This is a genomic window from Streptomyces sp. NPDC003248 (assembly GCF_055563235.1).
In genome coordinates, this window is the sequence record NZ_JBVHDT010000006.1 from 366,091 (window position 1) to 391,196 (window position 25,106).

Genomic DNA, 25,106 nt, shown 5'->3' on the forward strand with positions numbered 1-25,106 from the left:
CTCATCGGCGTGGGCTCGAAGGTACCGCGCGCCGGGGAGTGCGACGCGTCGGCCTCGGGCTGCCGCCCCGCCGGGTTGACGCCGGGCACCCGGCCGGGGCGGGTACGGACCGCCCCTCGGACCGCCGCCCGGACCCGCGCGCACCCGGCCGACGTGCCGCGCACAGCCTCCCGAGGCTGCCGCCCCGGAACCCGCGCGCACCCGGCCGACGGTCGGGCACGGTCTCCCACGGGCTGCCGCCCCGGGACCCGCGCGCACCCGGCCGACGGTCGGGCACGGTCTCCCACGGGCTGCCGCCCCGGGACCCGCGCACCCCACCGACGTGCCGCGCACGACCTCCCGGGGGCTGCCGCCCCCGGACCCCCGCTTCGGCCCTGGACGGGCCTCGTCCTCAAACGCCGGACGGGCTGGTGGGTCGGCCCTCCGGCGCCGAGAGCGACCGGCCGGGGAGCAGCCGACCGCTGGGAGACATCCCGCCGGCCGAGAAGGGGGCGGAACAGCCGGGGAACGGCCGGCCGGCCCGGACTGCCCCACCGGGCAGGAACTCGGCTGACCAGCCGTGGAGAAGCCACCAGCCCGGACTGGGCCCCCAAGCCGAGAAAGTGACTGACCAGCCACGGAGCGGCCACCGAACCGGACCTGGCCCACCGGCCGGCAAGAGGCCGACCAGCCGGGAGATGGCCGACCGGCCGAGGAGGGACCCACCGGCGAGGGGCGGCCGGCCGAGGAAACACCCACCACCCGCGACCCGGCCACCGGCCGAAGAGAGCCCCACCACCCGCGACCCGGCCCACCAGCCCAGGAAAGCCCCACCACCCGGACCGGCCCACCGGCCCAGGAGGCCAGTCGGCGCCGGACCGTGGTTAGGAGTGCCCCAGTTCGGCCGACTCCTCGTCCGCCACCGCCGGGACCGAGCCGGAGTCCGGCGCCGGGCGGAGGGGGAAGGGGTCCACTCGCGTCTCGTCGATCACCGGCGCGGGCGGCTGCGGGGGTTTCGGCATGACGGCGGCCTCGGAGTGGCCTCCGCAGCCGTACGCCAGCGAGACGACACGGCCGTCCGCCGGGGAGAACTCGTTGGCGCAGACGCCGAAGGCCTGCCCGAGGGAGCCTCCGATGGGGGTGAGGAAACCGCAGCTGACACAGGACGCGGGGGCGGCCTGCGCCATGGGGGTCTTGGCCCCGAAGGCCTCCTCCCAGCGGTCCGCGGCGGTGTGCAGCCCGTACCGCGACAGCACCCGGGCGCGGCGCATGCCGAGCTCCTCCGCGACCGCCGCGACCGAACCCCGCGACGGCGCCGTCGGAAGCTTCGCCGGCGGGCCCGCCGTGACCTCGGCGTCCTCCGCCTCCACCAGGTCCGCCATCTGCGGGGAGACGGCGGAGTTGGGCGGCGGCGCGTCCTCGCCGCTGTACCCGGGCTCCAGACGCAGGTCCTCCGCGTCCGTCGGCAGCAGGTCGCCGGGGCCCATGTCGCCGGGGCGCAGCCGCTCGCTCCACGGCACCCACTCCGGCGCCAGCACCGCGTCCGGGCCGGGCAGCAGCACCACCTCGTCCAGCGTCACGATCTTCGCGCGGGACGCCCGCGCGACCGTCACCGCCCAGCGCCAGCCCCGGTACCCGAGCTCCCGGCAGTCGAAGAAGTGCGTCACCACGCGGTCGCCCTCGGAGAGCACACCGACGTGCTCCCCGACCACGCCGGGCGCGGCGGCCTCCTCTGCCGCGGCGCGGGCGAGGTCGACGGCCTCGGCGCACAGGCGGTCGGGGGTGCGGCTTCGCGTGGTCGCTGCGCTCACAGGTATCGCTTCTCTCCTACGCCGTCTCCAGGGTGCGGATTGCCTCCGGCGGTGGAGCGGACGGAGCGGACCTCGGGACCGCGTCGACGTCTGCGTCCGATCGCGCTCGGGCGCACCTGTGCCATCCATTGTGCGGGATGGCTGAGATACGCACGCTACCTGTTCGCGCGCTCCCAGCCCACACCGACGGTGCTTCCACCGTGCTCCGCGCCCCTGTTTCCCGGCGCGCGACGGCCGGCCGCCCCTGCCCGACGGGCCGGACGGCACACGGCCATACGCGCGGTAACCGCACTACACACGTCCATCTCGGGGCACTATGACGGGGTGGCAACCGCGAGGACACCCCGGGGAGCCACCGGTACAGGTGGGGCGAAGGGGAACAAAGGGAGGAGCCGGGTGAGCGGTCCGGGCCGGATGAGCGGGTCCGTCCGCGCGGTCGGCCGCGCCCTGCACCTGCCGTTCACCGGCACCGCCCGCGGCATCCGCAAGGCCACCCACGCGCACGGCGCCGGTGAGTCCGGTCTCGGCAAGCTGATCGAACTGCACGGCGTGAACGGCGCCGGCGACGTGATGATCACCGTCGCCCTCGCCTCCACGGTCTTCTTCTCGGTCCCCACCGACGAGGCCCGGGGCCGCGTCGCCCTGTACCTGGCGATCACGATGGCGCCGTTCACGGTCCTGGCCCCGGTGATCGGCCCGCTCCTGGACCGGCTGCCGCACGGCCGCCGGGCGGCGATGGCGGGCGCGATGGCCGCCCGCGCCCTGCTCGCCCTCGTCCTGTCCGGCGCGGTCGTCACCGGCAGCCTGGAGATGTACCCGGCAGCCCTCGGCGTGCTGGTCGCGTCGAAGGCGTACGGCGTGGTCCGGAGCGCCGTGGTGCCCCGGCTGCTGCCGCCCCGGTTCTCCCTGGTGAAGGCGAACTCCCGGGTGACGCTCGGCGGCCTGCTGGCCACCGGCATCGCCGCGCCCGCGGCCGCCGGCCTCCAGCTCCTCGGCCCGCGCTACCCGCTCTACGGCGCCTTCGCGATCTTCGTCGCGGGGACGTTCCTGTCGTTCTCCCTGCCCCGGAAGGTCGACTCGGCGAAGGGCGAGGACACCGCGCTGCTCGCCGCGGACGCGCAGCACCTGCACGGCCCGCACCGCCGGCCGGTGAAGCGTCCGGGGCTCAGGACGGTCGGCATCGCCGTGACGCACGCGCTGGGGGCGAACGCCGCCCTGCGCTGGCTGTCGGGGTTCCTGACCTTCTTCCTGGCGTTCCTGCTGCGCGAGCACCCGCTGACCGGGCAGAGCGCGGCGGTGTCGCTGGGCATGGTGGCGGTCGCGGCGGGCACGGGCAACGCGCTGGGTACGGCGGTGGGGGCGTGGCTGCGGTCCCGGGCGCCGGAGCTGATCATCGTGACGGTGGTGGCGGTCGTCCTGGGAGCGGTGGTCACGGCGGCCGTGTTCTTCGGGGCGTTCCTGGTGGCGTGCCTGGCGGCGGTCGCCGGTTTCTCCCAGGCGCTGTCCAAGCTGTCCCTGGACGCGCTGATCCAGCGGGACGTGCCGGAGCCGGTGCGGACGTCGGCGTTCGCGCGCTCGGAGACGCTGCTCCAGATGTCGTGGGTGTTCGGCGGCGCGGTGGGCATCGCGATGCCGCTGAACGGCGCGCTGGGCCTGTCGGTGGCCGCGGCCGTCGTGGCGGCGGGCTGGCTGACGACCGTCCGCGGCCTGCTCGGCTCGGCCCGGCACGGCGGCACCCCGCGGACGGACCTGGCCTGATCCGTGCGGGGGTGGGACGTCCGGGGCGCACGGGGCCCGTGGGGCGCGACACCCGGCCACGCCGCCCCCACGTAGAGAGACCGCCCTAGGTGCCCGATAACCTTCGGCCATGACCACGCTGCCCCGCGGCGAAGCCGCTGATGTTCACCGCGCCGTACGACGCCGCCGCGCCGTCGCCGCCGCCGGCGCCGTTTCCGCCGGACTGCTCGTCCTGTCGGCCTGTGACAAGCCGACGCCGCTGTCCACGATCACCGTCGGCCAGTCCTCGGTCAGCGAGGAGGCCACCTGCGGCGGCGAGGGCAAGGCCCTTCAGCCCGCCGCGCTGACGAAGTGCCTGGCGGACAAGGGCATCGCGTCGATCAGCGTCGACCCGGACGAAACCGTCCGCTTCGGCGTCGACCCCGACGTCGCCGAGAAGCGCTGGACGATCCTGATGAACGGTCAGCCGCTCACCGAGGACAGCGACAAGACGTACCGCACGATCCCCGGCAGCGTGTTCTTCAACGCCCAGTACGGCGCCCAGGGCGACTCGACGCTGGTCTCCATCAAGGCGGGCGACGGCAAGAAGGACAGCCAGACGGTCACCGGCCTGTGGTCCTTCAAGCTCGAGAAGGACGACTGACCACGTCCGCCCCCGTGACCGGCCCGCGCGTCCTCGTGGCCACCGCGGTCCCGGCGGAGCGGGACGCGGTGGCACGGGCGTTCGGGGAGGGACCCGGCCGCGCGGAACACCGTCCCGGCGTCACCCTGCACCGCGTGGGCGGCGGCCACGACCTCCTCGCCGCCGGTGTCGGGCCCGCCCTGGCCGCCGCGTCCGTCTCCGCCGCGCTGACCGCCGCCGCCCTCGACGGCACGCCGTACGGTCTCGTGGTCTCGGCGGGGATCGCCGGCGGCTTCCCGCCCGACGCGCCGGTCGGCTCCCTGGTCCTCGCCGACCTGATCACCGCCGCCGACCTGGGCGCGGAGACCGCCGACGGCTTCCTGCCGGTCACCGAGCTGGGCTTCGGCACGGTCACCCACGTCCCGCCCCGGTCCCTGGTCCGCGCGGCCGCGGCCGCGACCGGAGCCCGCACCGGCGTGATCCTGACCGTCTCGACGGTCACCGGCACCGCCGACCGGGCCGCCGCCCTGCGCGCCCGCCACCCGCGGGCCCTCGCCGAGGCGATGGAGGGCTTCGGCGTCGCCGAGGCGGCCGCCGCGCACGGCACCGCCGTCCTGGAGATCCGCGCGGTCTCCAACCCCGTCGGCCCCCGCGACCGCGCGGCCTGGCGCATCGCCGACGCGCTGGACGCGCTCACCGCGGCCTTCGGGAAGCTCGCACCCGTCCTGGAGAGTTGGCACCGGCATGACCACTGAGCAGCAGCTGCGCATCGCGTACTCGCCCTGCCCCAACGACACCTTCGTCTTCGACGCCCTCGCCCACGGGCGCGTCCCGGACGCGCCCGCGCTGGACGTGACGTTCGCGGACATCGACGTCACCAACGGCATGGCGGAGCGCGGCGAGCACGACGTGCTGAAGGTGTCGTACGCCGTGCTGCCGTACGTCCTCGACCGGTACGCGCTGCTGCCGTGCGGGGGCGCGCTGGGGCGGGGCTGCGGGCCGCTGGTGCTGACCCGGGAGGCGGGCGCCGACCTGACCGGCCGGACGGTCGCCGTGCCCAGCGAGAGGTCGACGGCGTACCTGCTGTTCCGCCTCTGGGCGGCGGACACCGTGCCCGGCGGGGTGGGCGAGATCGTCGTGATGCCGTTCCACGAGATCATGCCGGCCGTACGGGACGGGAAGGTGGACGCGGGGCTGGTGATCCACGAGGCCCGCTTCACGTACCGCACCTACGGGCTGCACAAGCTCGCCGACATGGGCGAGCACTGGGAGTCCACGACCGGCCTGCCCATCCCGCTCGGCGCGATCGTCGCCAGGCGGTCGCTGGGCGCCGCCGCCCTGACCGGGCTGGCCGGCGCGATCCGCGCCTCCGTACGCGCCGCCTGGGACGCCCCCGAGGTCTCCCGCCCGTACGTCATGGAGCACGCCCAGGAGATGGACCCGTCCGTCGCCGACCAGCACATCGGGCTGTACGTCAACGAGTTCACGGCGGACCTCGGCGAGGACGGCTACGCGGCCGTGCGCGGGCTGCTCACGCGGGCCGCGGCCGAGGGGCTGGTGCCGCCCCTCGGCCCGGAGGCGCTCGCGTTCCCCTGACCCGGGTGGGTCAGGGCGGGCCCTACACGTCCAGCTGGTCGGCGACCGCGCGCAGCAGCCCGGCGATCTTCTTGCCGGAGGCCTTCTCGGGGTAGCGGCCCTTCTCCAGCATCGGGGTGATGTTCTCGAGGAGGGTCGTCAGGTCCTGAACGATGGAGGCCAGTTCGTCCGGTTTCTTGCGCTGCGCGGCGGCGACCGACGGGGTCGGGTCGAGGAGGACGACGGAGAGGGCCTGGTCGCCGCGCTGTCCGGCCACGACGCCGAACTCCACGCGCTGTCCCGGCTTCAGGGTCTCGACTCCGGCGGGGAGGACCGAGGAATGGACGAAGACGTCACCGCCGTCGTCGCGGGAGAGGAAGCCGAAGCCCTTCTCGCTGTTGAACCACTTGACCTTGCCGGTAGGCACGTCTGTCCTCGTCCTCGTACTCGTCGGAAAACTGCTTCGGAAAAAGGCTCTTGATAGCACTACAGCGGGTCGACCATGACCCGCCGGTACCAAGGCTAATGGTCTTCGAGCCGGTGACAAGACGTCGCCCGGTCGTTCCCTCGCGCTGGGAACTACCCTGGTCGGGTGCGTGACAAAACCCAAACGAATTCCGCCGCGCCCGGTGACCGACTGATCCGTGCCGGTGCCATCGTCTTCTTCATCGGTGCCGTGGCCACTCTCGTCACCGTGGCCCCGCTGTTCTTCGGCACGACGCCTTTTCCGACGTACATGTTCGGATTGAGCATGCTCATGGGCGTCGGGTTCCTCGTCGCGGGAGCGGGTGTCCTCCGGTCCGCCGCGGCCGGACGCCGGCAGGCCCGGACGACCGGACGGTGACGACGGCGGCGGCCGCGGAGATCCGTCAGAAGCGCCCTAGCGCTGCGCGAGGTGGCCGGTGAGCCAGTCCGGGAACGCCGTCAGGTCCGGCAGGACGACGTCGGCGCCGGCGCCGGCCAGCTCCTCCGCGCCGCACGGGCCGGTCGCCACGGACACCGCGAGCGCGTCCGCGGCGCGGGCGCCCCGGACGTCGCCGACGTGGTCGCCCACGTAGACGCCGGCGCCGTGCTCGCGCAGCGCCGCCGCCTTCTGCTCGGCCCACAGGTCGCCCACGACCGCGTCGGCGTCGATGCCCAGGTGCTCCAGGTGGAGCTTGGCGTTCGGCTCCCACTTCGCGGTCACCACGACCACCCGGCCGCCGGCCGCGTGCACGGCCTCCACCGCCTCCCGGGCGCCGGCCATCGCCAGGGTGGGGATGATCGCGCAGGACGGGTACAGCTCACGGTAGAGGCCGGCCACGTCCGCGATCCGCTCCGCCGGGAACCAGTGCGCGAGCTCCTCCGCCAGCGGCGGCCCGAGGCGCGTGACCGCCAGGTCGGCGTCGATGTGCGCGCCCGTCCGTTCGGCCAGCGCCGTGTAGGTGGCGTGGATGCCCGGACGGGAGTCGATCAGGGTCATGTCGAGGTCGAACCCGACGGTCGGCGCGGGGGAACCGGAGGAAGCCATATGGGTCATTCTGCCGGTCCGCCCCGCGGTCTCCGGTCCTTCCGGCACCGGACGTCTCATTTCCGGCGTTGTGAACGCCACAGCAGGAACAGGGCCGACGCCACGGCCGCGCCCCGGATCATCCAGGGCAGGGTGGCGTCCACGGCGTCGTTCATCCCGCCCTCGGCTATGGGGGCGCCCCAGCGGCCCGTGCTGCGTCCCCACAGCCAGGTGAAGCCGGCCACGACCGCCAGGCCCGGCAGGACCATCACCGCCCACTTGGTCTCCCGGTCGGTCAGCCGGCGGGAGGCGTAGGCGATGAGCCAGCCCACGACCATCACGCGCCAGTCGCCGATGAGCGCGCCGACGGCGAGGCAGGCCGCGGCGACGAGGAGGAGCGGGTTGCTCCAGCCGGCGGCGGCCCGCAGCGAGGGCAGGGGCAGGAACCGGCGACGCCGGGCGGGAGTCCCCCCGGCCTCCCCCGCCTCGCCCGTCTTCCCCGCCTCGGCCGTCTTCCCCGCGTCCTTCGCCGCCCCGGCTCCCGCCGGGCCCTGCGGGTCCCCGGCCGGCGGCGGGGGCTTCAGCATGGCCGGGATCTCGATGCCGCCGACGAAGCCGGGCACCGAGTCGTCCAGCCCGAGCAGGCCGTCGCCGCGCCGCCACCAGTCCGGGCCCTCCAGCCCGTCGCCGGGTCCGTGCGCACCGGCCGGGTGCGGCGGCGACGGCACGTCCGGGGCCGCGGGCCGCTCCGCCTCGGACCGCTGCCGGGGAAGCGCCACCGCCCACCAGCTCTTCGCCCCCTTGGGCCGCTCCTCCCCGCGGTCCCGCTGCACGGGCACGGAGGGCGCGGGCGGCGCCTGCGGTGCCGTCGGCACCGCAGGCGCCGGCGGCTCCGGGCGGTCGCCGGCCGCGGCCGCGACGATCTCGTCCGGGGTGCCGAGGCGGTCCAGGATCCGGCGGACGGCGGCGGGACTGTCGACGGGCGCCCTGGCCCGCCGGCGGTCGATCTCGTTCCGCAGATCCGACACGAGCCGCATCCGCGTGGCCGACGACAACTGCCGCTGCTGCGCCACGTCCCCGACCCGGCTCAGATATTCGTAGACGACCTGGTCGCTCTCGATCCCCACGGGAGGACGCTACCGCGCGGACCGCCGGGCGCACGTCACCCCGGCCCCGGGAGGCGACCCGCTACCGTGGGTGGGATGAGCACCGAGGACCCTCCGGCCCCGCGGTCCCTCGCGGAGGCGCTCCGCGCCCGGGACGACGACTCCCTGGCCGCGCTTCTGCGCCGTCGCCCCGACCTCATCACCCCGGTCCCCACCGACCTCACCCAGCTCGCCACCCGCGCCGCGACCCGCGCCTCCGTCGTGCGCGCGCTGGAGCGGCTGGACCGGTTCGCGCTCCAGACGGCGGAGGCGCTGGCGGTGGCCGGGGACCCGGCGGCGTACGGCGAACTGCTGGGGCTCATGGCCGGGGACACGGCCGACGAGACCGTCGCCCGCGCGCTCCCCGGTGCCGTGGCCGCCCTCCGCGAGCAGGCCCTCGTCTGGGGCGACGACGACCGGCTGCGCCTGGTCCGCACCGCCCGCGAACTGCTGGCGCCGTCCCCGCAGCACCCCTCCCCGACGGGTCTCGGCCCGTCGGTGCGGGAGGCCACCGCGGGCATGTCGCCGGGCCGCGTCCAGGCGATCGTGTCGGCGGTCGGGCTGCCGTCGACCCATGACTCCGTGTCCGCGGTCACCGCGCTGACCGGCCTGTTCACCGACCGTAGGCAGCTGGGCGCACTGCTCGGCCGGGCGCCGGCCGACTCGCTCGACGTCCTGGACCGGCTGGTGTGGGGACCGCCGTACGGCCAGGTCACCGCCGACCCCGCGCCCCGGCTGCGCTGGCTGCTCGACCGGGGCCTGCTGCTGCCGACCGCGCCCGGCACCGTGGTGCTGCCCCGCGAGGTCGCGCTGCACCTGCGGGCGGGCCGCGCGCACCGGGTGCCCGAGCCGCTGCCGCCGGCCGTCGAGCCGGCCGTCACCCACCGTCCACAGGATGTGGACGCGACGGCGGCGGGCCAGGCGTACACGGCGCTGGCGACCGTCGAGGAGCTGCTGAAGGAGTGGGACGAGGGCGGGCCCGCGGTGCTGCGGGCCGGCGGGCTCAGCGTCCGCGACCTGAAGCGGACCGCCGTCGCGCTGGACGTCGCCGAGCCCGTGGCCGCGTTCTGGGTGGAACTGGCGTACGCGGCGGGGCTGCTCGCCTCCGACGGGGAGGCCGACGAGCGGTACGCGGCGACCCCGGCGTACGACGAGTGGCGGGAGCGTCCGGCGGCGGAGCGGTGGGCGGGGCTCGCCGAGGCGTGGCTGATGGCGACCCGGACGCCGGGGCTGGTGGGCGGCCGGGACGCGAAGGACCGGGCGCTGTCGGCGCTGGGTCCGGGACTGGACCGCTCGGCCGCGCCGGAGGTGCGCCACCGGGTGCTGACGCTGCTGGCGGGGCTGCCGGAGGGCGGCGCGCCGGACGCGGAGGCGGTGCTCGGCCGGCTGCGCTGGGAGCGGCCGCTGCGCGGCCCGCAGGGGACGGCGGGCGAGGACGACCTGCGGTCCCGGCTCGCCCGGTGGACGCTGGCGGAGGCCGAACTGCTGGGCGTCACCGGCCGGGGCGCGCTGTCGGCGCACGGCCGCGCCCTGCTGGGGGCGTCCCCGGCCGGGGTCCCGGGCCCTGACCGCCCGGCCGTGCCCGCCGAGCCCGCCCCGGTCGCCCCGGCCCCGCGCACCGCGGCCCCGCCGTCCCCTCCCGAGCAGGCCGTCGCCGTCGTGGCCGCCGCCCGGCTGCTCGCCCCGCTGCTGCCCGAACCGCTGGACCACGTCCTGCTCCAGGCGGACCTCACCGCGGTGGCCCCCGGCCCGCTGCGGCGTCCGCTCGCCGACGTGCTGGGCGTCCTCGCGGACGTCGAGTCGAAGGGCGGCGCGACCGTCTACCGGTTCACGCCGGCCTCCGTACGCCGTGCCCTGGACGCCGGCCGGACCGCCTCCGACCTGCACGCCTTCCTCGCCGAGCACTCCCGTACGCCGGTGCCGCAGCCGCTGGCCTACCTGATCGACGACGTGGCCCGCAGACACGGCCACCTGCGGGTGGGCGCGGCCTCCGCGTACGTCCGCTGCGACGACGACGCCCTGCTGAACGAGATCCTCGCCGACAAGCGCTCCGCCGGCCTGCGCCTGCGCCGCCTCGCGCCGACCGTGCTGGCCGCCCAGGCCGACCCGGCGGCCCTCCTCGACGGGCTGCGGGCGATGGGCTTCGCGCCCGCCGCCGAGTCCGCCGAGGGCGACGTCCTGATCGCCCGGGCGCACGCCCACCGCACCCCGCCCCGCACGGCGCCCGAGCCGGTCCCCGACGGGCCGCCCGTCCCGGACGCCACGCTCCTCACGGCGGCGATCCGCGCGGTCCGGGCGGGCGACCTGGCCTCCACCGCCCCCCGCAAGCCCACCGACGCCGCCCCGCTCGCCCCCGGCGAACTCCCCCGCACCAGCTCCGCCGAGACCCTCGCCACCGTGCAGGCCGCCGTCCTGACCGGCGAGGCCCTGTGGATCGGCTACGTCAACGCCGAGGGCGGCGCCAGCCAGCGCGTCATCGCCCCGGTCCGGGTGGAGGGCGGCTTCGTGACGGCGTACGACCACACGGCGGACGAGGTGCGGACGTACCCGCTGCACCGGATCACGGGGGTGGCGGAGCTGGCCGACGACTGACCGCGGCGGACGTCCGGCCGCGGCCGACGGCCGACCGCTTTCCCCCCGGGTGAGGCACACTGGACGTTTGGCCGTGCGGAAGGGATGTGCGTACGTGAACGGACCGCTGATCGTCCAGTCGGACAAGACCCTGCTCCTGGAGGTCGACCACGAGCGGGCCGACGACTGCCGCCGCGCCATCGCGCCGTTCGCCGAGCTGGAGCGGGCGCCGGAGCACATCCACACCTACCGGGTGACCCCGCTCGGCCTGTGGAACGCGCGCGCCGCCGGTCACGACGCCGAGCAGGTCGTGGACGCGCTGGTGCAGTACAGCCGCTACCCGGTGCCGCACGCGCTGCTGGTCGACGTCGCCGAGACGATGGACCGCTACGGCCGGCTGACCCTGTCCAAGCACCCCACGCACGGCCTGGTCCTGACGTCCACCGACCGGCCCGTGCTGGAGGAGGTCCTGCGGTCCAAGCGGATCGCCCCGCTCGTCGGCGCCCGCATCGACCCGGACACGGTCGCCGTGCACCCCTCCGAGCGCGGCCAGATCAAGCAGACGCTGCTGAAGCTGGGCTGGCCGGCCGAGGACCTCGCCGGGTACGTCGACGGCGAGGCGCACCCGATCGAGCTCGCCGAGGACGGGTGGGCGCTGCGGCCGTACCAGAAGCAGGCCGTGGAGAACTTCTGGCACGGCGGGTCCGGTGTCGTCGTGCTGCCCTGCGGCGCGGGCAAGACGCTGGTCGGCGCCGGGTCGATGGCGCAGGCGAAGTCCACGACGCTGATCCTCGTCACGAACACCGTCTCCGCCCGGCAGTGGAAGCACGAGCTGGTGAAGCGGACCTCGCTGACCGAGGACGAGATCGGCGAGTACAGCGGGACCAGGAAGGAGATCCGGCCGGTCACTATCGCCACGTACCAGGTGCTGACGACCCGGCGGAAGGGCGTCTACCCGCACCTGGAGCTGTTCGACTCCCGCGACTGGGGCCTGATCGTCTACGACGAGGTCCACCTGCTGCCCGCGCCGGTCTTCAAGTTCACGGCGGACCTCCAGGCGCGGCGGCGGCTCGGTCTGACCGCCACCCTGGTGCGGGAGGACGGCCGTGAGTCGGACGTGTTCTCGCTGATCGGCCCGAAGCGGTTCGACGCGCCGTGGAAGGAGATCGAGGCGCAGGGGTACATCGCGCCCGCGGACTGCGTCGAGGTGCGGGTGAACCTCACGGACTCCGAGCGGCTGGCGTACGCGACGGCCGAGACGGAGGAGAAGTACCGCTTCTGCGCGACGACCGCGACGAAGCGCAAGGTGACCGAGGCGATCGTGCGGCGGTTCGCCGGGCAGCAGATCCTCGTCATCGGCCAGTACATCGACCAGCTCGACGAACTGGGCGAGCACCTGGACGCCCCGGTCATCAAGGGCGAGACCTCCAACGCCCAGCGGGAGAAGCTCTTCGACGCCTTCCGCGAGGGCGAGATCAGCGTGCTGGTGGTGTCGAAGGTCGCGAACTTCTCGATCGACCTGCCGGAGGCGACGGTCGCCATCCAGGTGTCGGGCACCTTCGGCTCCCGCCAGGAGGAGGCCCAGCGCCTGGGCCGCGTCCTGCGTCCCAAGGCGGACGGCCACCAGGCCCACTTCTACTCGGTGGTCGCCCGCGACACCATCGACCAGGACTTCGCGGCCCACCGCCAGCGGTTCCTGGCGGAGCAGGGGTACGCGTACCGGATCGTGGACGCGGACGAACTGCTGGCGGACGGGGGCTGAGCGGGGGCGGGCGGGCCGACGGGCGTCACCTGTGGCGGACGCCCGCCTCCTCCCCGTACTCGCCGAGGATGACGACGTCGAAGGCGGCGCCGGCGAAGACCCTCAGCGCGCGGAGGGCGTCGCCGAGGAGGTGGCGGTGGCCGCCGCCGGAGAGGGGGGTCGCCCCGGACGGGCGACCGGGGGCCGGGCCGGGGGCCGGGTGGATGGTCGCTGCACTCATATCTCCATGGTGGAACCGCGGGACGGGAAAGCCACCCCGGGACGGGAAAGCCACCCCGGGACGGGAAAGCCACCCCGGGACGGGAACCGTCGCGGGGCCGGAAATCCGTTGGCTTCCCTCCGCCCCCTCACCTAGACTCTCCGCTCTTGCCCGCCTCCCTCACGGAGTGCCGCCGCCCGGACGGAAACCGGACGGCATCCCGCAGCGCCCTTCCCCGCAGGTCCCTCCGGAGGCACCCCCTTGTCCACGCCCGCCCACGGCTCCCCCGGCGATCCCCTCGCCCGTGAGCGCTCCCACCTGAGCGCCTCCCGGTCCGCGCTGCGCGCCATGCGCGAGGACGTCGAGGCCCTCGACATCAGCGACGTCACCGCGAACTGGGTCAACGCCCAGATCCTGGAGCGCCAGATCCAGGAGCGCGTCAAGGCGCTCGCCGACCTCAGCGACACCCCGCTGTTCTTCGGCCGGCTCGACTACCTGCACGCTCCCCCACTCTCGGCTTCGCTCGAGCGGGGGGCCCCCCACGGCGCCGACCGGGCCGAGGGCGCGGAGGGCGAACGCTTCTACATCGGGCGCCGGCACGTGCACGACGCGGACGGCGACCCGATGGTCATCGACTGGCGGGCGCCGGTCTCGCAGCCGTTCTACCGGGCGTCCAGGAAGGACCCCCTGGACGTCGCGCTGCGCCGCCGCTTCGGGTACACGGGCGGCGACCTCACCGCGTACGAGGACGAGCACCTCTCGGACCCGGCCGAGGAGGCGACCACCAGCAAGCTGCTCCAGCGGGAGATCGAGCGGCCGCGTGTCGGCCCGATGCGCGACATCGTGGCGACCATCCAGCCCGAGCAGGACGAGATCGTGCGCTCCGGCCTCTCCGGCTCGGTCTGCGTCCAGGGCGGCCCCGGCACCGGCAAGACGGCCGTCGGCCTGCACCGCGTGGCGTACCTGCTCTACGCCCACCGCGAGCGCCTCGCCCGCACCGGGACGCTGGTCGTCGGACCGAACCGGTCCTTCCTGCACTACATCGAGCAGGTGCTGCCCGCGCTCGGCGAGCTGACGGTGCGCCAGGCCACGGTCGACGACCTGGTGGCGCACGTGGAGGTGCGGGGCGCGGACGAGGCGGCCGCCGCCGTCGTCAAGGGCGACGCCCGGATGGCTCAGGTGCTCCGCCGGGCCGTGTACGCGCACGTCACGCTGCCCACGGAGCCGGTCGTGGTGGTGCGCGGCTCCCGCCGCTGGCGCGTCCCCGCGTACGAACTGGAGGACATCGTCCGGGAGTTGCTCGACCGGGACATCCGCTACGGCGCCGCGCGCGACGCCCTGCCGCAGCGGATCGCGCACGCCGTGCTGGTCCAGATGGAGCGGGCCGGGGAGGCCCCGGACGACCGGGTGCAGGACGCCGTCGCCCGCAGCAGCGCGGTGAAGGCGGCGGTGAAGGCGGTGTGGCCGGCCGTGGACCCGGCGAAGCTGGTGCTGCGCCTGCTCACGGACGCGGACTTCCTCGCCGCGCACGCCGAGGGGATCCTCACCGAGGACGAGCGCAAGACGATCCTGTGGGCGCGGCCGGTGCGGTCGGTGAAGTCCGCGCGGTGGTCGGCCGCGGACGCGGTGCTCATCGACGAGGCGGCGGACCTGGTGGAGCGCACGCACTCGCTGGGGCACGTGGTGCTGGACGAGGCGCAGGACCTGTCCCCCATGCAGTACCGGGCCGTCGGCCGCCGCTGCTCCACCGGCAGCGCGACCGTCCTCGGCGACCTGGCGCAGGGCACCACGCCGTGGGCGACCCGCAGCTGGACGGAGGCGCTGGCGCACCTCGGCAAGCCGCAGGCGGCGGTCGAGGAGCTGACGGCCGGTTTCCGCGTCCCCACGGACGTCATCGCCTACGCCTCCCGCCTGCTCCCGCACATCGCACCGGGTCTCACCCCGGTCGCGTCGGTCCGCGAGAACCCGGGCTCCTTCGAGGTGCGCCCGGTCCGGGACACCGCCGACACCGTCGCCGCCTGCGAGGAGTCGCTGCGCAACGAGGGCTCCACGGGCCTGATCGCCGCCGACGCCCGCGTCCCGGCCCTGGCCGAGGCCCTCACGGCGGCCGGTGTGCCGTACCTCGCGCCCGGCGAGGAGACCACCGCCGAGACCCGCCTGACCCTGGTCCCGGCCTCCCTGGCCAAGGGACTGGAGTACGACTACGTGGTCCTCGACGAGCCCCGTGCCGTGGTGGACGGCGAACCGGACGAGCGCACCGGCCTGCGCCGCCTGTACGTCTCCCTGACCCGAGCGGTCTCGGGCCTGATCGTCACCCACACGGCACCACTGCCGGCGCAGCTGGGCTAGGGGCCCTGCTTCCTCGACGGCGCCGCCCGGGCAGTCCAGGCCACCTGGGCAGTCCGGGCCACCCGGGCCATGCGGACCGCCCAGGCCGTCCGGGCCGTCCGGGCCGTCCGTGCCACCCAGGCCGTCCGCGCCATCCGGACCGCCCAGGCCGCCGGGCAGTCCGGGCCATGCGGACCGCCCAGGCCGTCCGGGCCGCCCAAGCCGTCTGGGCCATCCGAGCCGTACGGGCCATCCGGACCGCGCGGGCAGCCCGGGCCACCCGGGCCATGCGGACCGCCCAGGCCGTCCGGGCCGTCCGGGCCGTCCGAGCCGTACGGGCCATCCGTGCCACCCAGGCCGTCCGCGCCATCCGGACCGCCCAGGCCGCCCAGGCCGTCCGCGCCATCCCAGCCGTACGGGCCATGCGGACCGCCCAGGCCGCGCGGGCAGTCCGGGCTGCCGGAGCCGCCGGAGCCGTTCAGCGCTTCTCGCCGACGCACCGGCGGGACTCGGCCGGTCGGTCGCCGTCCAGCGCCCCGGTCAGTCCCCGTCCAGCACCCCGCGCCACCGTGCCACGGACTCCGCCGAGACCGGTCCGCTCCAGCCTCGTGGGCGGGCCGCGCCGCCGATGTGGAAGGCGTCGAGGCCGGCGGCGCGCAGCCGCGGCACATGGTCCAGGCGCAGGCCGCCGCCGACCAGGAGGCGCTGCTCGTAGCCCGGTTCCCCGCCGCGCCGGGCCTCGGCGAGCAGGGTGGGGAGGCCGTCGTCCACCCCGGCGGCGGAGCCGGCCGTGAGGTAGGCGTCGAGTCCGGGGAGCTCGGCGAGCTGCTTGCGCAGGGCGTCCCGGTCGGCGGCGTGGTCGATCACCCGGTGGAAGGTCCACCGGCAGCCGTCCAGCTCCCCGGCCAGGCACTCCACGGCGTCCAGGTCGACCCCGCCCTGCGGGTCGAGGAACCCCAGGACGAACTCCTCGGCGCCGGCGTCCCGCAGCTCCCGCGCGGCCCGGACCAGCCGCCGCCGGTCCCCGGCGGCGAACCCGTCCGTCAGCCGCAGCATCACGCGCAGGTCGACGTCGACGGCGGCGCGGATCGCGGCGAAGGTCGCCACGGGCGGGGTGAGACCGTCGGCGGCCATGTCGGTGACCAGTTCGAGGCGGTCCGCGCCTCCGGCCCGGGCGGCGACCGCGTCCTCGACGTCGAGGGCGATCACCTCCAGGACTGCACGCTTGCTCATGGGACCCCATTCGTCAGTCGGACGTCCGCCGTGGCCGGACGTCCGTCGTGGTCGTACGCCGGTCGTGGCGGTACGCCGGTCGTAGTCATCCATCGGCGGCTCTGCAGGTCTAGTCCAATTTAAGCCTACGCCCGCTCCGGGCCGCGCGAGAATGGCCCCATGGCCGATCCCGACGCCCTCCGCGCCCGCTTCGCCCGAGCCCTGGAAGCGGCCCGCGCCCCCGTCACCGCCCCGGACCCCGCCCCCTACGCCGACGCCCTCCTCGCCCGGTGGGCGGAGCCGCAGCGCCGCTACCACACCCTCACCCACCTCACCGCGGTCCTGGACCACGTCGACACCCTGGCCGGGTACGCCGACGACCCGGACGTCGTCCGGCTGGCCGCCTGGTTCCACGACGCGGTCTACCTGCCCGACCGCTCCGAGAACGAGGAGCGTTCGGCGCGGCTGGCCGAACGCGCCCTGCCCGAGGCCGGCCTGTCCGACGCCAAGACCGCGCGGGTCGCCCGGCTGGTCCGGCTCACCGTCGGCCACGACCCGGCCGACGACGACCGCGACGGGCAGGTCCTGTGCGACGCCGACCTGGCGGTCCTGGCCGCGCCGCCGTCGGCGTACGCCGCGTACACGGCCGCCGTCCGCGAGGAGTACCACTTCGTCCCGAACGACGCCTTCCGCGAAGGCCGGGCGGCGATCCTGCGCCGGCTCCTGGACCTGCCCCGCCTGTTCCGCACCCCGCACGGCGCGGGCGCGTGGGAGGCGACGGCGCGCTACAACCTGCGCGGGGAGCTGGACCTGCTGACCCGCTGACCGGGACGGGCGGTGACGCACGCGCCTCGCACGGACGGCCGACGCGGGCCGGACGGCCTACGCGAATGTGCTGCCCGGGCGGCCTCGACCTGGCGTAGGCGGGGCCCAACCTCGGGCTTTCCCCCTCCGCGCTCCCCCGCCCGCTTCCGATAATGCCGTACGGCCGCGCCGCCGCGCGCGGACCGCGTACGCCGGGGGAAGCGGGGGAGCGTCATGAGCGACAACGGCCCGTCCACGCCACCGGACCCGCCCGGCCCCCGCCGCCGGACCCCGACCCCCACCGGCTGGCCCGGCGGAGCGTGCGCTGGACGATCATCGGCGTGGTGATCAGCACGGTCCTCGCCGTGATCGGCCTGTACGTCGACGCGGAGCGGTCCGACGGCGCCGACTCGGGGGGTACGACGAGCAGCGGCGGCGGGACCGTCTCGGGCGGCACCGTCTCCGGCGGGGACACGGACTCCGGTGGCGACTCGGGCTCCGGCGGAGACACCGACCCGAGCGACAGCCCCGGCCCCGTCGACGTCACCGACGGCGGCACGTCGGACGCGGGCGGCACCTCCGACGCCGGCGGCACCTCGGACGCGGGCGGCACGTCCGACTCCGGGAGCACCTCGGGGGACGGCGGCTCGGACGGCCTCACCGACGCCGAGCACGCCCTGCGCGACTCGCTCAACAGCGACCAGTGGTCGCGCGACAGCTGCACGCGCGCCCTCTGGCCGGGCTCGGACGCCGCCCTGTTCTGCACGGTGACCACCACGGACGAGACCGGCGCCGCGCTCACCGGAAAGGCCAGCGTCGTGGCGTACGCGACGAAGAGCGCCCGGGACGCCGTCTTCCAGCAGTACGCCTCGCGGGTGCAGATGGGCGACTGCGAGACGCAGACCAACGTGTACGGCAGCTGGTCGGAGAACGACAGTCCCGACGAGGCCGCGGGCGACGTGGTCTGCTACCTGGCGACCTCCGGGCAGTACGTCTTCCTGTGCAGCTACTACGACCGGCCCACCCTCGTCCAGGTCACCGGCCCCGACCAGGGGAGCCTCGTCGCCTGGTGGCACACGATGGACCGGGTGTTCACCGGCTGACGCCGCCGGCCCGCCCCTTCCCCTTGCGCCGCCGCAGGCCCGCCCGGGTCAGCAGCCGCACCACCTCCCGGCTGCCGACCTCCACCGCGCCCGCCGCCACCGCGTCGGCGTACCGGTGCGCGGGCAGGTCGTAGTGGTCACGTTCGAACGCCCGTCGCGGGACGCCCAACCGCTCGGCGAAGGCGTGCAGTTCGTCGAAGGAGACGTCGCTCACGAGGTGGGACCACAGGCGTCCGTGCCCCGGCCAGGTCGGCGGGTCGATGTAGAGCGTCACCGGCGCCTCACGAGGACGCCCGCCCGCCGGTCGCCGAGCCCAGCGCGCCCACCGCGGCGACCCGCACACCCGCCTTGTGGCACACCCACTGCGGATCGGGCCCGAGTTCGGGCTCCACGTCGAGGGCGTGCGGGTCGCCGGAGCCGCACACCGGGCACAGCGGCCAGCGCCCGTACCGCTCCAGCAGCGCGTCCTGCACGTCCTGCGCGACCAGCCCCGCGACGAACTCCACGCCGTCCGGCCACTGTCCGACCCACCACCGCCGCTGCGCGACGGAGTCCTCGACCAGGGAGACCACGTCCGCCGCCGCCACCTCGCCCGCGGCCAGGTCGGCGAGCACCAGGGCGCGCGCCGCGTGCAAGGCCTGTTCCAGGGTGCTGACGGGGGTGGGGGACGGCGTCCCGGACGGCGCGTCGGAGGAGGCGCCGGAGGGCACGTCGGCGGGGGTGCCGGACGGCGTGCCGGAGGGCACGTCGGAGGGTGAGCCGGAGGGCGTGTCGGAGGGTGAGCCGGAGGGCGTGTCGGAGGGTGTGCCGGAGGGGTCCATGTCCCCATTGTGCGCACTCTTGACCGCTGCACCGAGCTGAAAATACGTTTCGCGGGTGACGCAGGACGTGAAGGACGTTTTCGGCGGCACCCCCGCCTCCGCGCTGGCCTCGAAGATCCGTACGCTCACCCCGTCCCTGACCCGCTCCATGCAGCGCGTCGCCGAGGCCGTCGCGCGCGACCCGGCGGGCTGCGCCGCGCTGACGGTCACCGGCCTCGCCGAGCGCACCGGCACCAGCGAGGCCACCGTCGTGCGCACCGCCCGCCTGCTCGGCTACCCCGGCTACCGCGACCTGCGGCTGGCCCTCGCCGGCCTCGCGGCGCACCAGCAGTCCGGGCGGGCGCCCGTCATCGCCACGGACATCACCGTCGACGACCCCCTCGCCGACGTCGTCGCCAAACTCGCCCACGACGAGCGGCAGACCCTCGCCGACACCGCCGCCGGCCTGGACACCGTCCAGCTCGGCGCGGTGGCCGACGCGGTGGCCGCCGCCCGCCGCACCGACGTCTACGGCGTCGGCGCGTCCGGGCTGGTCGCCCAGGACCTCGTGCAGAAGCTGCTGCGGATCGGGCTGGTGGCCCACGCCCACGGCGATCCGCACCTCGCCGTCACCGGCGCCGTGCAACTGCGGGCGGGTGACGTCGCCGTCGCCGTCACGCACTCCGGGTCGACCGGGGACGTCGTCGAACCGCTGCGGGTGGCGTTCGAGCGGGGGGCGACGACCGTCGCGATCACCGGGCGGCCGGGCGGGGCGGTCGCGCAGTACGCGGACCACGTGCTGACGACGTCCACCGCGCGGGAGAGCGAGCTGCGGCCCGCGGCGATGTCGTCGCGCACGGGACAGCTGCTGGTGGTGGACTGTCTGTTCGTGGGAGTGGCCCAGCGGACCTACGACACGGCGGCGCCCTCGCTGGCCGCGAGCTACGAGGCGCTGGCCCACCGGCACCGGTGAGCCCCACCGGCACCCGTGAGCCGTGGACCGTAGGAGTGACCGTCCGGGGCGTCCGCGGGTCCGTCACGGCCTGTCGCGCGGTTCCCCCCGCCCCTCGCGGGCACGCTGCACCACTCCCTGATCACCCCGCACCGCACCGGAGAGAACCTCTTCCCATGACCTCCGCCTCCCGCCCCGACGGCCTCCGCGCCCAGCTCGACTCCCTCACCACCGAGGCCTTCCGCCCGGACCTCGCCGAGATCGACCGGCTGCCCACCCTGGACATCGCCCGGCTGATGAACGGCGAGGACGCCGCCGTACCCGCCGCCGTCGCGCGCCAGTTGCCGGCCGTCGCCGCCGCCGTCGACGCGATCGCCGCGCGCATGGCCCGCGGCGGACGGCTCGTCCACGCCGGCGCCGGCACCGCCGGCCGGCTGGGGGTGCTGGACGCCTCCGAGTGCCCGCCCACCTTCAACACGGCCCCCGGCCAGGTCGTCGGGCTGATCGCGGGCGGCCCGCGGGCGATGGTCACCTCGGTCGAGGGCGCCGAGGACTCCCGGGAACTGGCGGAGGCCGACCTGGCCGCGCTCGCGCTGACCGCCGACGACACGGTGGTCGCCGTCTCCGCGTCCGGGCGGACGCCGTACGCGCTCGGCGCCGTGGCGTACGCCCGCTCGCGCGGCGCCCTGACCGTCGGGCTGGCCTGCAACGCGGGCAGCGCGCTGGCGGCGGCCGCCGAGCACGGCATCGAGGTGGTCGTCGGACCGGAGCTGCTCACCGGGTCCACCCGGCTGAAGGCGGGCACGGCCCAGAAGCTGGTGCTGAACATGCTGTCGACGATCACGATGATCCGGCTGGGCAAGACGTACGGGAACCTGATGGTCGACGTCCGCGCCTCCAACGAGAAGCTGCGCGCCCGTTCGCGGCGGATCGTCGCCCTGGCGACGGGCGCGGGCGACGACGAGATCGAGCGGGCCCTCGCGGCGACCGGCGGCGAGGTGAAGCCCGCGATCCTGGTCCTGCTCGCGGGGGTGGACGGGCCGGCGGCCGCCCGCCTTCTGGAGGAGTCCGGCGGTCATCTGCGTGCCGCGCTCGCCGGGGCGCGGCCCTGAGCCGCACCCTCGGGGAGTGCCCAACGATCCCCTTGCCACGGCCGCCGCGCTCCTCCCCCTGGTCGGCGGCCCCGCGAACGTCACGTCCGTCGCCCACTGCATGACCCGGCTGCGGCTGGGCCTGGCCGACCCGTCCCGCGCGGACGAGGAGGCGCTGCGGGCGCTGCCCGCGGTGCTCGGTCTGGTGGTGGCCGACGGGACGTACCAGGTGGTGCTCGGGCCGGGGGTGGTGACGCGGGTGACGGCCGCGTTCGAGGAGCTGGTGGCGCGGCCGACGGCGGAGGAACCAGTGGGCCGACCGACCGCGGAGGAACCGGCGGCACCGGGAAGCCGGCCGGCCGCGGAGGCAGCGGCGGCACCGGGACGCCGGCCGGCAGTGGAGGAAACGGCGGCACCGGGAGGCCGGTCAGCCGTGGAGGAAACGGCCGCACCGGGAAGGCCGTCGACCGCGGAGGAACTGGCCGCGCGGGGTGCGGCGTTGAAGGCGGAACGGCGGCGGCGCAACGCCACGCCCGTCAAGACGGCGCTGCGCCGCGTCGCCGCCGTCTTCGTGCCGCTCATCCCCGCCCTCATCGGCTGCGGCATCCTGGCGGGTGTCAACGGGCTGCTGGTGAACGCCGGCCTGCTGCCGTGGCTGACGCCCGCGCTGGCCGCCGTCGCCTCCGGCTTCATGGCGCTGATCGCCGTGTTCGTCGGCCTCAACACGGCGAAGGAGTTCGGCGGCACGCCGGTGCTCGGCGGCGCGGTCGCGGCGATCGTCGTGTATCCGGGGGTCGCGAAGGTCACCGTGGCCGGGGTGACGCTCGCCCCCGGCCAGGGCGGGGTCCTGGGCGCGCTGGCGGCCGCGCTGCTCGCGGCGTACGTGGAGCGGTGGTGCCGGGGGCGGTTCCCGGACGCCCTGGACGTGCTGCTGACCCCCACCCTCACGGTCCTGGTCGCGGGCCTCGCCACGCTCTACGGCCTGATGTACGCGGCCGGCGCGGTCTCCTCGGCCGTCGGCACGGCCGCGAACTGGCTGCTGGCGACGACGGGCGCGTTCGCCGGGTTCGTCCTCGGCGGCCTGTTCCTGCCGCTGGTGATGCTCGGCCTGCACCAGGCGCTCATCCCCCTGCACACCACCCTGATCGAGCAGCAGGGGTACACCGTGCTGCTGCCGGTCCTGGCGATGGCGGGCGCGGGCCAGGTCGGCGCGTCCCTCGCGGTGTACGTCCGGCTGCGCCACGACACGTCCCTGCGCACGACGATCAGGTCGGCGCTCCCGGCGGGCCTGCTGGGCGTGGGCGAGCCCCTGATCTACGGCGTCTCGCTCCCGCTGGGCCGCCCCTTCCTCACGGCGTGCGCGGGCGGGGCGGCCGGCGGGGCCTTCGTCGGGTTCTTCGCGATGCTCGGCGACCGGGTCGGCGCGACGGCCATCGGCCCGTCCGGCTGGGCCCTGTTCCCCCTGCTGGCCGGGAACCGGGGCTGGGGGACACTGCTCGGCATCTACGCGGGCGGGCTGCTCACGGGGTACGCGGTCGGCTTCGCCGCGACGTACGTCTTCGGCGTCACCGACCGCGTGCCGACCGGGTCCGGTGGCCCGACACCTTCGCGATCCAGGTGATGAAGTCGCCCGGGTCCTGGTCGGCGCCGTGGCCGCCGTCCCAGTAGTAGAAGGTGTTCACGTCGTCGCCGAGGTTCTCCAGACGGGTGGCCAGGCTGGCGACGACCGACAGCGAGGTGTCGCTGTCCTTGGTGCCGACGCGGATCCACCAGTGCCGGGCGCGGTACGGGTTCACCTTGTCCACGAGGTGGTACATCGGGTTCATCAGCCGCAGCTTCTCGGGGAGGTCGGCGTCCAGCCGGGCGCCGGGCCCCTGTTCGTGGCGGAGGCTGTGGAGGGTGAAGTGGCGGGCCCGGGTGGTGCCGGTGCCGTAGAGGTTGTTCTCGGGGCTGCTCAGGTCGAAGGCGTCGAACGACGGCGCGTTCTTCTTGCGGGCGCCCACGTGGGTGAGGAAGCCGGCCCAGGTGAAGGAGGCCTTCCCGGCGGACCAGGTGAGGAAGGGGTGCGCCGCGAGGTAGTCGGCGCGGGCGGTGTCCGTCAGGCCCGTGAGGAACGCGGTGGCCGAGGGCCGGAGGTACCGCTCGACGAGGTATTCGTCGAGGTTGCGGACGGTGAGGGGGCCGTAGCCCTCGCCACGCAGCCCGAGGGAGGCGAGGTAGCCGGTGTACTCGGCCGCCAGCTCCTTCGACAGCGTCTGGTCGACGAGCGCCCCGGAGGTCAGCGGGTTGGCGCCCCAGTTCCACTCGTAGGCGGCGTCGGCGTGCTCCAGGTCGGTGATCGGGCACCAGTCGCCGCTGGCGAAGATCGCGTCGGAGGCGTCGGCCGCGCCGATCTCCTCCAGGTAGGGGGCGTAGAGCGGGCTGTCGCCGGAGGCGCCGAGCAGCGCGGACAGCGCGCCGCCCGCGCTGACGCCGGACGAGACGATCCGCTCGACGTCACCGGGCACCCGGCCCTTGTTGTACTTCAGGTACCGCACGGCCGCCTTGAGGTCGACGATCGCGGCGGGGGCGGTGCCGTAGTAGACGCCGTCGGCGTCGACGAGGGTCCGGCCGCGCGCGCCCGGCTCGACGACGACGTACCCGGCGGCGAGCGCGAGCCCCTGCCGGCTGGTGCCGCCGCCCATCCCGGAGGCCATGATCCCGGTGTTGTTCGCCACGCTCGACGGCATGTAGCCGCCGACCGAGTTGGCGAGGAGGATCGGCGCGTCGGAGGCGTCGACGGCGGTGCCGTCGACGGCGACCGGCACGCTGACGTTGAGGGACTGGTAGGCGGCGTTCACCGGCCGGGCCACGTAGCTGGCGACCTTGTGGAACCGGTAGGTCACGCTGTGGGTGGTGCCGGTGGTGTCCTTGATGGCGATGGTCTGCTCGGTGTAGGCGGCCGGGTCGAAGACCAGGGAGGAATCGGCGGCGGCCGCGCCCGTCCCGCCCGTCGCACCCGTCGCGCCCGTCGTATCGCTTCCGCTCGCCGCTCGCGCGCCGGTGGCGAACCCGAGGGCGGGGGCGGCCCCGGCGGCGGTGAGACCCATGACCACGGTTCTGCGCTTCACTCGCTTCACTTCCGTCTCTCGATGGGCAGCTTCGGCGGCGGCGATGACACTGCCAATCGTCACCAAAACTGTCAACAATTGCGCGGGGCCGGCGAGGAAATGGCGTGATCGCACCCGTGCCGGAGGCGGTCAGCCGCGGCGGCGCAGCCCCCCGTAGAACGTGGCCCCGCCGACGAGCAGGGTCAGGCCGGCGGTGCAGGCGAGGGTGATGCCGGCGGTGCCGCGGTCGCCGGAGCCGTACGGCAGCCACGGGTCGAGAAGCCCGAGCGGATCCTCGCGCAGCACGACACGGTCCCCCTCCTCCGCCTGCCCGAAGCAGTTCTGCTGCTGCGACACCTCGAACGTGCGCCGCTCGCCGGTGAGTTCACGGACCGTGCAGACCATGTCGGCCCCGCGCTTGACGTCCTGGTCGACGATGCGGACCACCACCGCGGACACCGGCTCCCCGACCGTCCTCATGTACCCCTCGTACACGGCGGGCCCGGCGAACAGCGTCAGCGCGAACCCCCCGAAGCACACGAGCGTGGCCGCCCCGGCCCGATGCCAACTCCCGCCGACGAGACAGGCGCCCACGGCGACGACGGCCAGGACGAGCACGACACCTACCGCGGTCACCCACTGCGCGACACCGGAGGCGAGCAGCAGACCGGCGGGGAGGGCGAGGGCCCACAGGAGGGAAGAAAGGGTCCTTCTCGCGGCCGGCGCCGGTGCCGCGGGGCGTGCGCCGTCCGGGGCGACTGTCTCGTGTGCGCTCATGCGCCACACGGTAGGACCCGCCGCCCGTGACCCCGCCCGCGGGTGGTCTGTCGGTGCGGT

General features: G+C 75.3%; 23 protein-coding genes. 13 read left to right on the top strand and 10 right to left on the bottom strand.

Going from position 1 to position 25,106, the window contains the following annotated elements:
- Positions 1–863 precede the first annotated feature (863 nt).
- Positions 864–1,790: a DUF3027 domain-containing protein gene (locus ACZ3KJ_RS17730; RefSeq protein WP_467527913.1), complete on the bottom strand. Its 927-nt coding sequence runs from the start codon at positions 1,788–1,790 to the stop codon at positions 864–866.
- Between the two features lie 324 nt (positions 1,791–2,114).
- On the opposite strand from ACZ3KJ_RS17730, the gene ACZ3KJ_RS17735 reads away from it, so the two are divergent.
- The 4 genes from ACZ3KJ_RS17735 (at position 2,115) to ACZ3KJ_RS17750 (ending at position 5,745) form a co-directional block, all read left to right on the top strand.
- Complete coding sequence (locus tag ACZ3KJ_RS17735) at positions 2,115–3,548, top strand: MFS transporter (RefSeq protein ID WP_467527915.1); 1,434 nt, start codon at positions 2,115–2,117, stop codon at positions 3,546–3,548.
- A 109-nt stretch (positions 3,549–3,657) separates the two neighbouring features.
- Positions 3,658–4,170, top strand: coding sequence for a DUF2771 domain-containing protein (locus tag ACZ3KJ_RS17740; RefSeq protein WP_389521390.1), 513 nt, complete (start codon positions 3,658–3,660; stop codon positions 4,168–4,170).
- Positions 4,140–4,904 carry a futalosine hydrolase gene (locus tag ACZ3KJ_RS17745; RefSeq protein WP_467527917.1) on the top strand — a complete coding sequence of 255 codons (765 nt, stop codon included), beginning with the start codon at positions 4,140–4,142 and terminating at the stop codon, positions 4,902–4,904. Before ACZ3KJ_RS17740 ends, ACZ3KJ_RS17745 begins: the two co-directional genes overlap by 31 nt.
- On the top strand, positions 4,894–5,745 hold the full coding sequence (locus tag ACZ3KJ_RS17750) for a 1,4-dihydroxy-6-naphthoate synthase (protein ID WP_467527919.1): 852 nt from the start codon (positions 4,894–4,896) through the stop codon (positions 5,743–5,745). The genes ACZ3KJ_RS17745 and ACZ3KJ_RS17750 overlap by 11 nt, the downstream gene beginning before the upstream one ends.
- Before the next feature lie 22 nt (positions 5,746–5,767).
- Here the strand turns inward: ACZ3KJ_RS17750 and ACZ3KJ_RS17755 are convergent, their stop codons facing one another.
- Positions 5,768–6,151: a cold-shock protein gene (locus ACZ3KJ_RS17755; RefSeq protein WP_385069837.1), complete on the bottom strand. Its 384-nt coding sequence runs from the start codon at positions 6,149–6,151 to the stop codon at positions 5,768–5,770.
- 165 nt (positions 6,152–6,316) lie between these two features.
- Here ACZ3KJ_RS17755 and ACZ3KJ_RS17760 point away from each other — a divergent pair, with 165 nt between their 5' ends.
- Positions 6,317–6,568 (top strand): hypothetical protein, encoded by a 252-nt coding sequence (locus ACZ3KJ_RS17760; protein WP_385069840.1) that lies wholly within the window; start codon positions 6,317–6,319, stop codon positions 6,566–6,568.
- 36 nt (positions 6,569–6,604) lie between these two features.
- On the opposite strand, the gene ACZ3KJ_RS17765 is transcribed toward ACZ3KJ_RS17760, so the two are convergent.
- Together ACZ3KJ_RS17765 and ACZ3KJ_RS17770 are read right to left on the bottom strand one after the other, a co-directional pair.
- Entirely contained in the window at positions 6,605–7,243 is a 639-nt protein-coding gene (locus ACZ3KJ_RS17765; protein WP_467527920.1) for an HAD family hydrolase, read from the bottom strand.
- Between the two features lie 47 nt (positions 7,244–7,290).
- Entirely contained in the window at positions 7,291–8,340 is a 1,050-nt protein-coding gene (locus ACZ3KJ_RS17770; protein ID WP_467527921.1) for a hypothetical protein, read from the bottom strand.
- A gap of 75 nt (positions 8,341–8,415) precedes the next feature.
- On the opposite strand from ACZ3KJ_RS17770, the gene ACZ3KJ_RS17775 reads away from it, so the two are divergent.
- Together ACZ3KJ_RS17775 and ACZ3KJ_RS17780 are read left to right on the top strand one after the other, a co-directional pair.
- Positions 8,416–10,950: a helicase-associated domain-containing protein gene (locus tag ACZ3KJ_RS17775; RefSeq protein ID WP_467527923.1), complete on the top strand. Its 2,535-nt coding sequence runs from the start codon at positions 8,416–8,418 to the stop codon at positions 10,948–10,950.
- Between the two features lie 94 nt (positions 10,951–11,044).
- The gene (locus ACZ3KJ_RS17780; RefSeq protein WP_467527924.1) at positions 11,045–12,691 is read left to right on the top strand and encodes a DNA repair helicase XPB; all 1,647 of its coding nucleotides are present in this window, start codon (positions 11,045–11,047) and stop codon (positions 12,689–12,691) included.
- A 25-nt stretch (positions 12,692–12,716) separates the two neighbouring features.
- Here the strand turns inward: ACZ3KJ_RS17780 and ACZ3KJ_RS17785 are convergent, their stop codons facing one another.
- Complete coding sequence (locus ACZ3KJ_RS17785; RefSeq protein ID WP_467527926.1) at positions 12,717–12,911, bottom strand: hypothetical protein; 195 nt, start codon at positions 12,909–12,911, stop codon at positions 12,717–12,719.
- A gap of 240 nt (positions 12,912–13,151) precedes the next feature.
- On the opposite strand from ACZ3KJ_RS17785, the gene ACZ3KJ_RS17790 reads away from it, so the two are divergent.
- On the top strand, positions 13,152–15,239 hold the full coding sequence (locus tag ACZ3KJ_RS17790) for a HelD family protein (protein ID WP_467527928.1): 2,088 nt from the start codon (positions 13,152–13,154) through the stop codon (positions 15,237–15,239).
- A 519-nt stretch (positions 15,240–15,758) separates the two neighbouring features.
- Here ACZ3KJ_RS17790 and ACZ3KJ_RS17795 read toward each other — a convergent pair.
- Positions 15,759–16,451 (bottom strand): copper homeostasis protein CutC, encoded by a 693-nt coding sequence (locus ACZ3KJ_RS17795; RefSeq protein ID WP_467527930.1) that lies wholly within the window; start codon positions 16,449–16,451, stop codon positions 15,759–15,761.
- Positions 16,452–16,610: 159 nt separating this feature from the next.
- Between ACZ3KJ_RS17795 and ACZ3KJ_RS17800 the strand changes: the two genes are divergently transcribed.
- Both ACZ3KJ_RS17800 and ACZ3KJ_RS17805 read left to right on the top strand, forming a co-directional pair.
- Positions 16,611–17,255, top strand: a complete 645-nt coding sequence (locus ACZ3KJ_RS17800; protein WP_467527932.1) for an HD domain-containing protein — start codon at positions 16,611–16,613, stop codon at positions 17,253–17,255.
- A 320-nt stretch (positions 17,256–17,575) separates the two neighbouring features.
- Positions 17,576–18,337, top strand: a complete 762-nt coding sequence (locus ACZ3KJ_RS17805) for a hypothetical protein (protein ID WP_467527934.1) — start codon at positions 17,576–17,578, stop codon at positions 18,335–18,337.
- Here the strand turns inward: ACZ3KJ_RS17805 and ACZ3KJ_RS17810 are convergent.
- Together ACZ3KJ_RS17810 and ACZ3KJ_RS17815 are read right to left on the bottom strand one after the other, a co-directional pair.
- Entirely contained in the window at positions 18,327–18,611 is a 285-nt protein-coding gene (locus ACZ3KJ_RS17810) for a DUF4031 domain-containing protein (RefSeq protein ID WP_467527936.1), read from the bottom strand. The two genes, ACZ3KJ_RS17805 and ACZ3KJ_RS17810, sit on opposite strands and share 11 nt — an antisense overlap.
- 7 nt (positions 18,612–18,618) lie before the next feature.
- Positions 18,619–19,047: a hypothetical protein gene (locus tag ACZ3KJ_RS17815; protein WP_467528080.1), complete on the bottom strand. Its 429-nt coding sequence runs from the start codon at positions 19,045–19,047 to the stop codon at positions 18,619–18,621.
- Between the two features lie 166 nt (positions 19,048–19,213).
- Here ACZ3KJ_RS17815 and ACZ3KJ_RS17820 point away from each other — a divergent pair, with 166 nt between their 5' ends.
- The 3 genes from ACZ3KJ_RS17820 (at position 19,214) to ACZ3KJ_RS17830 (ending at position 22,801) form a co-directional block, all read left to right on the top strand.
- Positions 19,214–20,110, top strand: a complete 897-nt coding sequence (locus tag ACZ3KJ_RS17820; RefSeq protein WP_467527937.1) for a MurR/RpiR family transcriptional regulator — start codon at positions 19,214–19,216, stop codon at positions 20,108–20,110.
- 155 nt (positions 20,111–20,265) lie between these two features.
- On the top strand, positions 20,266–21,201 hold the full coding sequence (murQ, locus tag ACZ3KJ_RS17825; RefSeq protein ID WP_467527939.1) for an N-acetylmuramic acid 6-phosphate etherase: 936 nt from the start codon (positions 20,266–20,268) through the stop codon (positions 21,199–21,201).
- A gap of 16 nt (positions 21,202–21,217) precedes the next feature.
- A complete protein-coding gene (locus ACZ3KJ_RS17830) occupies positions 21,218–22,801 on the top strand; it encodes a PTS transporter subunit EIIC (protein WP_467527940.1) in 1,584 nt (527 codons plus the stop codon).
- On the opposite strand, the gene ACZ3KJ_RS17835 is transcribed toward ACZ3KJ_RS17830, so the two are convergent.
- Both ACZ3KJ_RS17835 and ACZ3KJ_RS17840 read right to left on the bottom strand, forming a co-directional pair.
- A complete protein-coding gene (locus tag ACZ3KJ_RS17835) occupies positions 22,746–24,290 on the bottom strand; it encodes a subtype B tannase (protein ID WP_467527942.1) in 1,545 nt (514 codons plus the stop codon). The genes ACZ3KJ_RS17830 and ACZ3KJ_RS17835 overlap by 56 nt on opposite strands.
- Positions 24,291–24,419: 129 nt before the next feature.
- Positions 24,420–25,046, bottom strand: coding sequence for a hypothetical protein (locus ACZ3KJ_RS17840; RefSeq protein WP_467527944.1), 627 nt, complete (start codon positions 25,044–25,046; stop codon positions 24,420–24,422).
- Positions 25,047–25,106 lie beyond the last annotated feature (60 nt).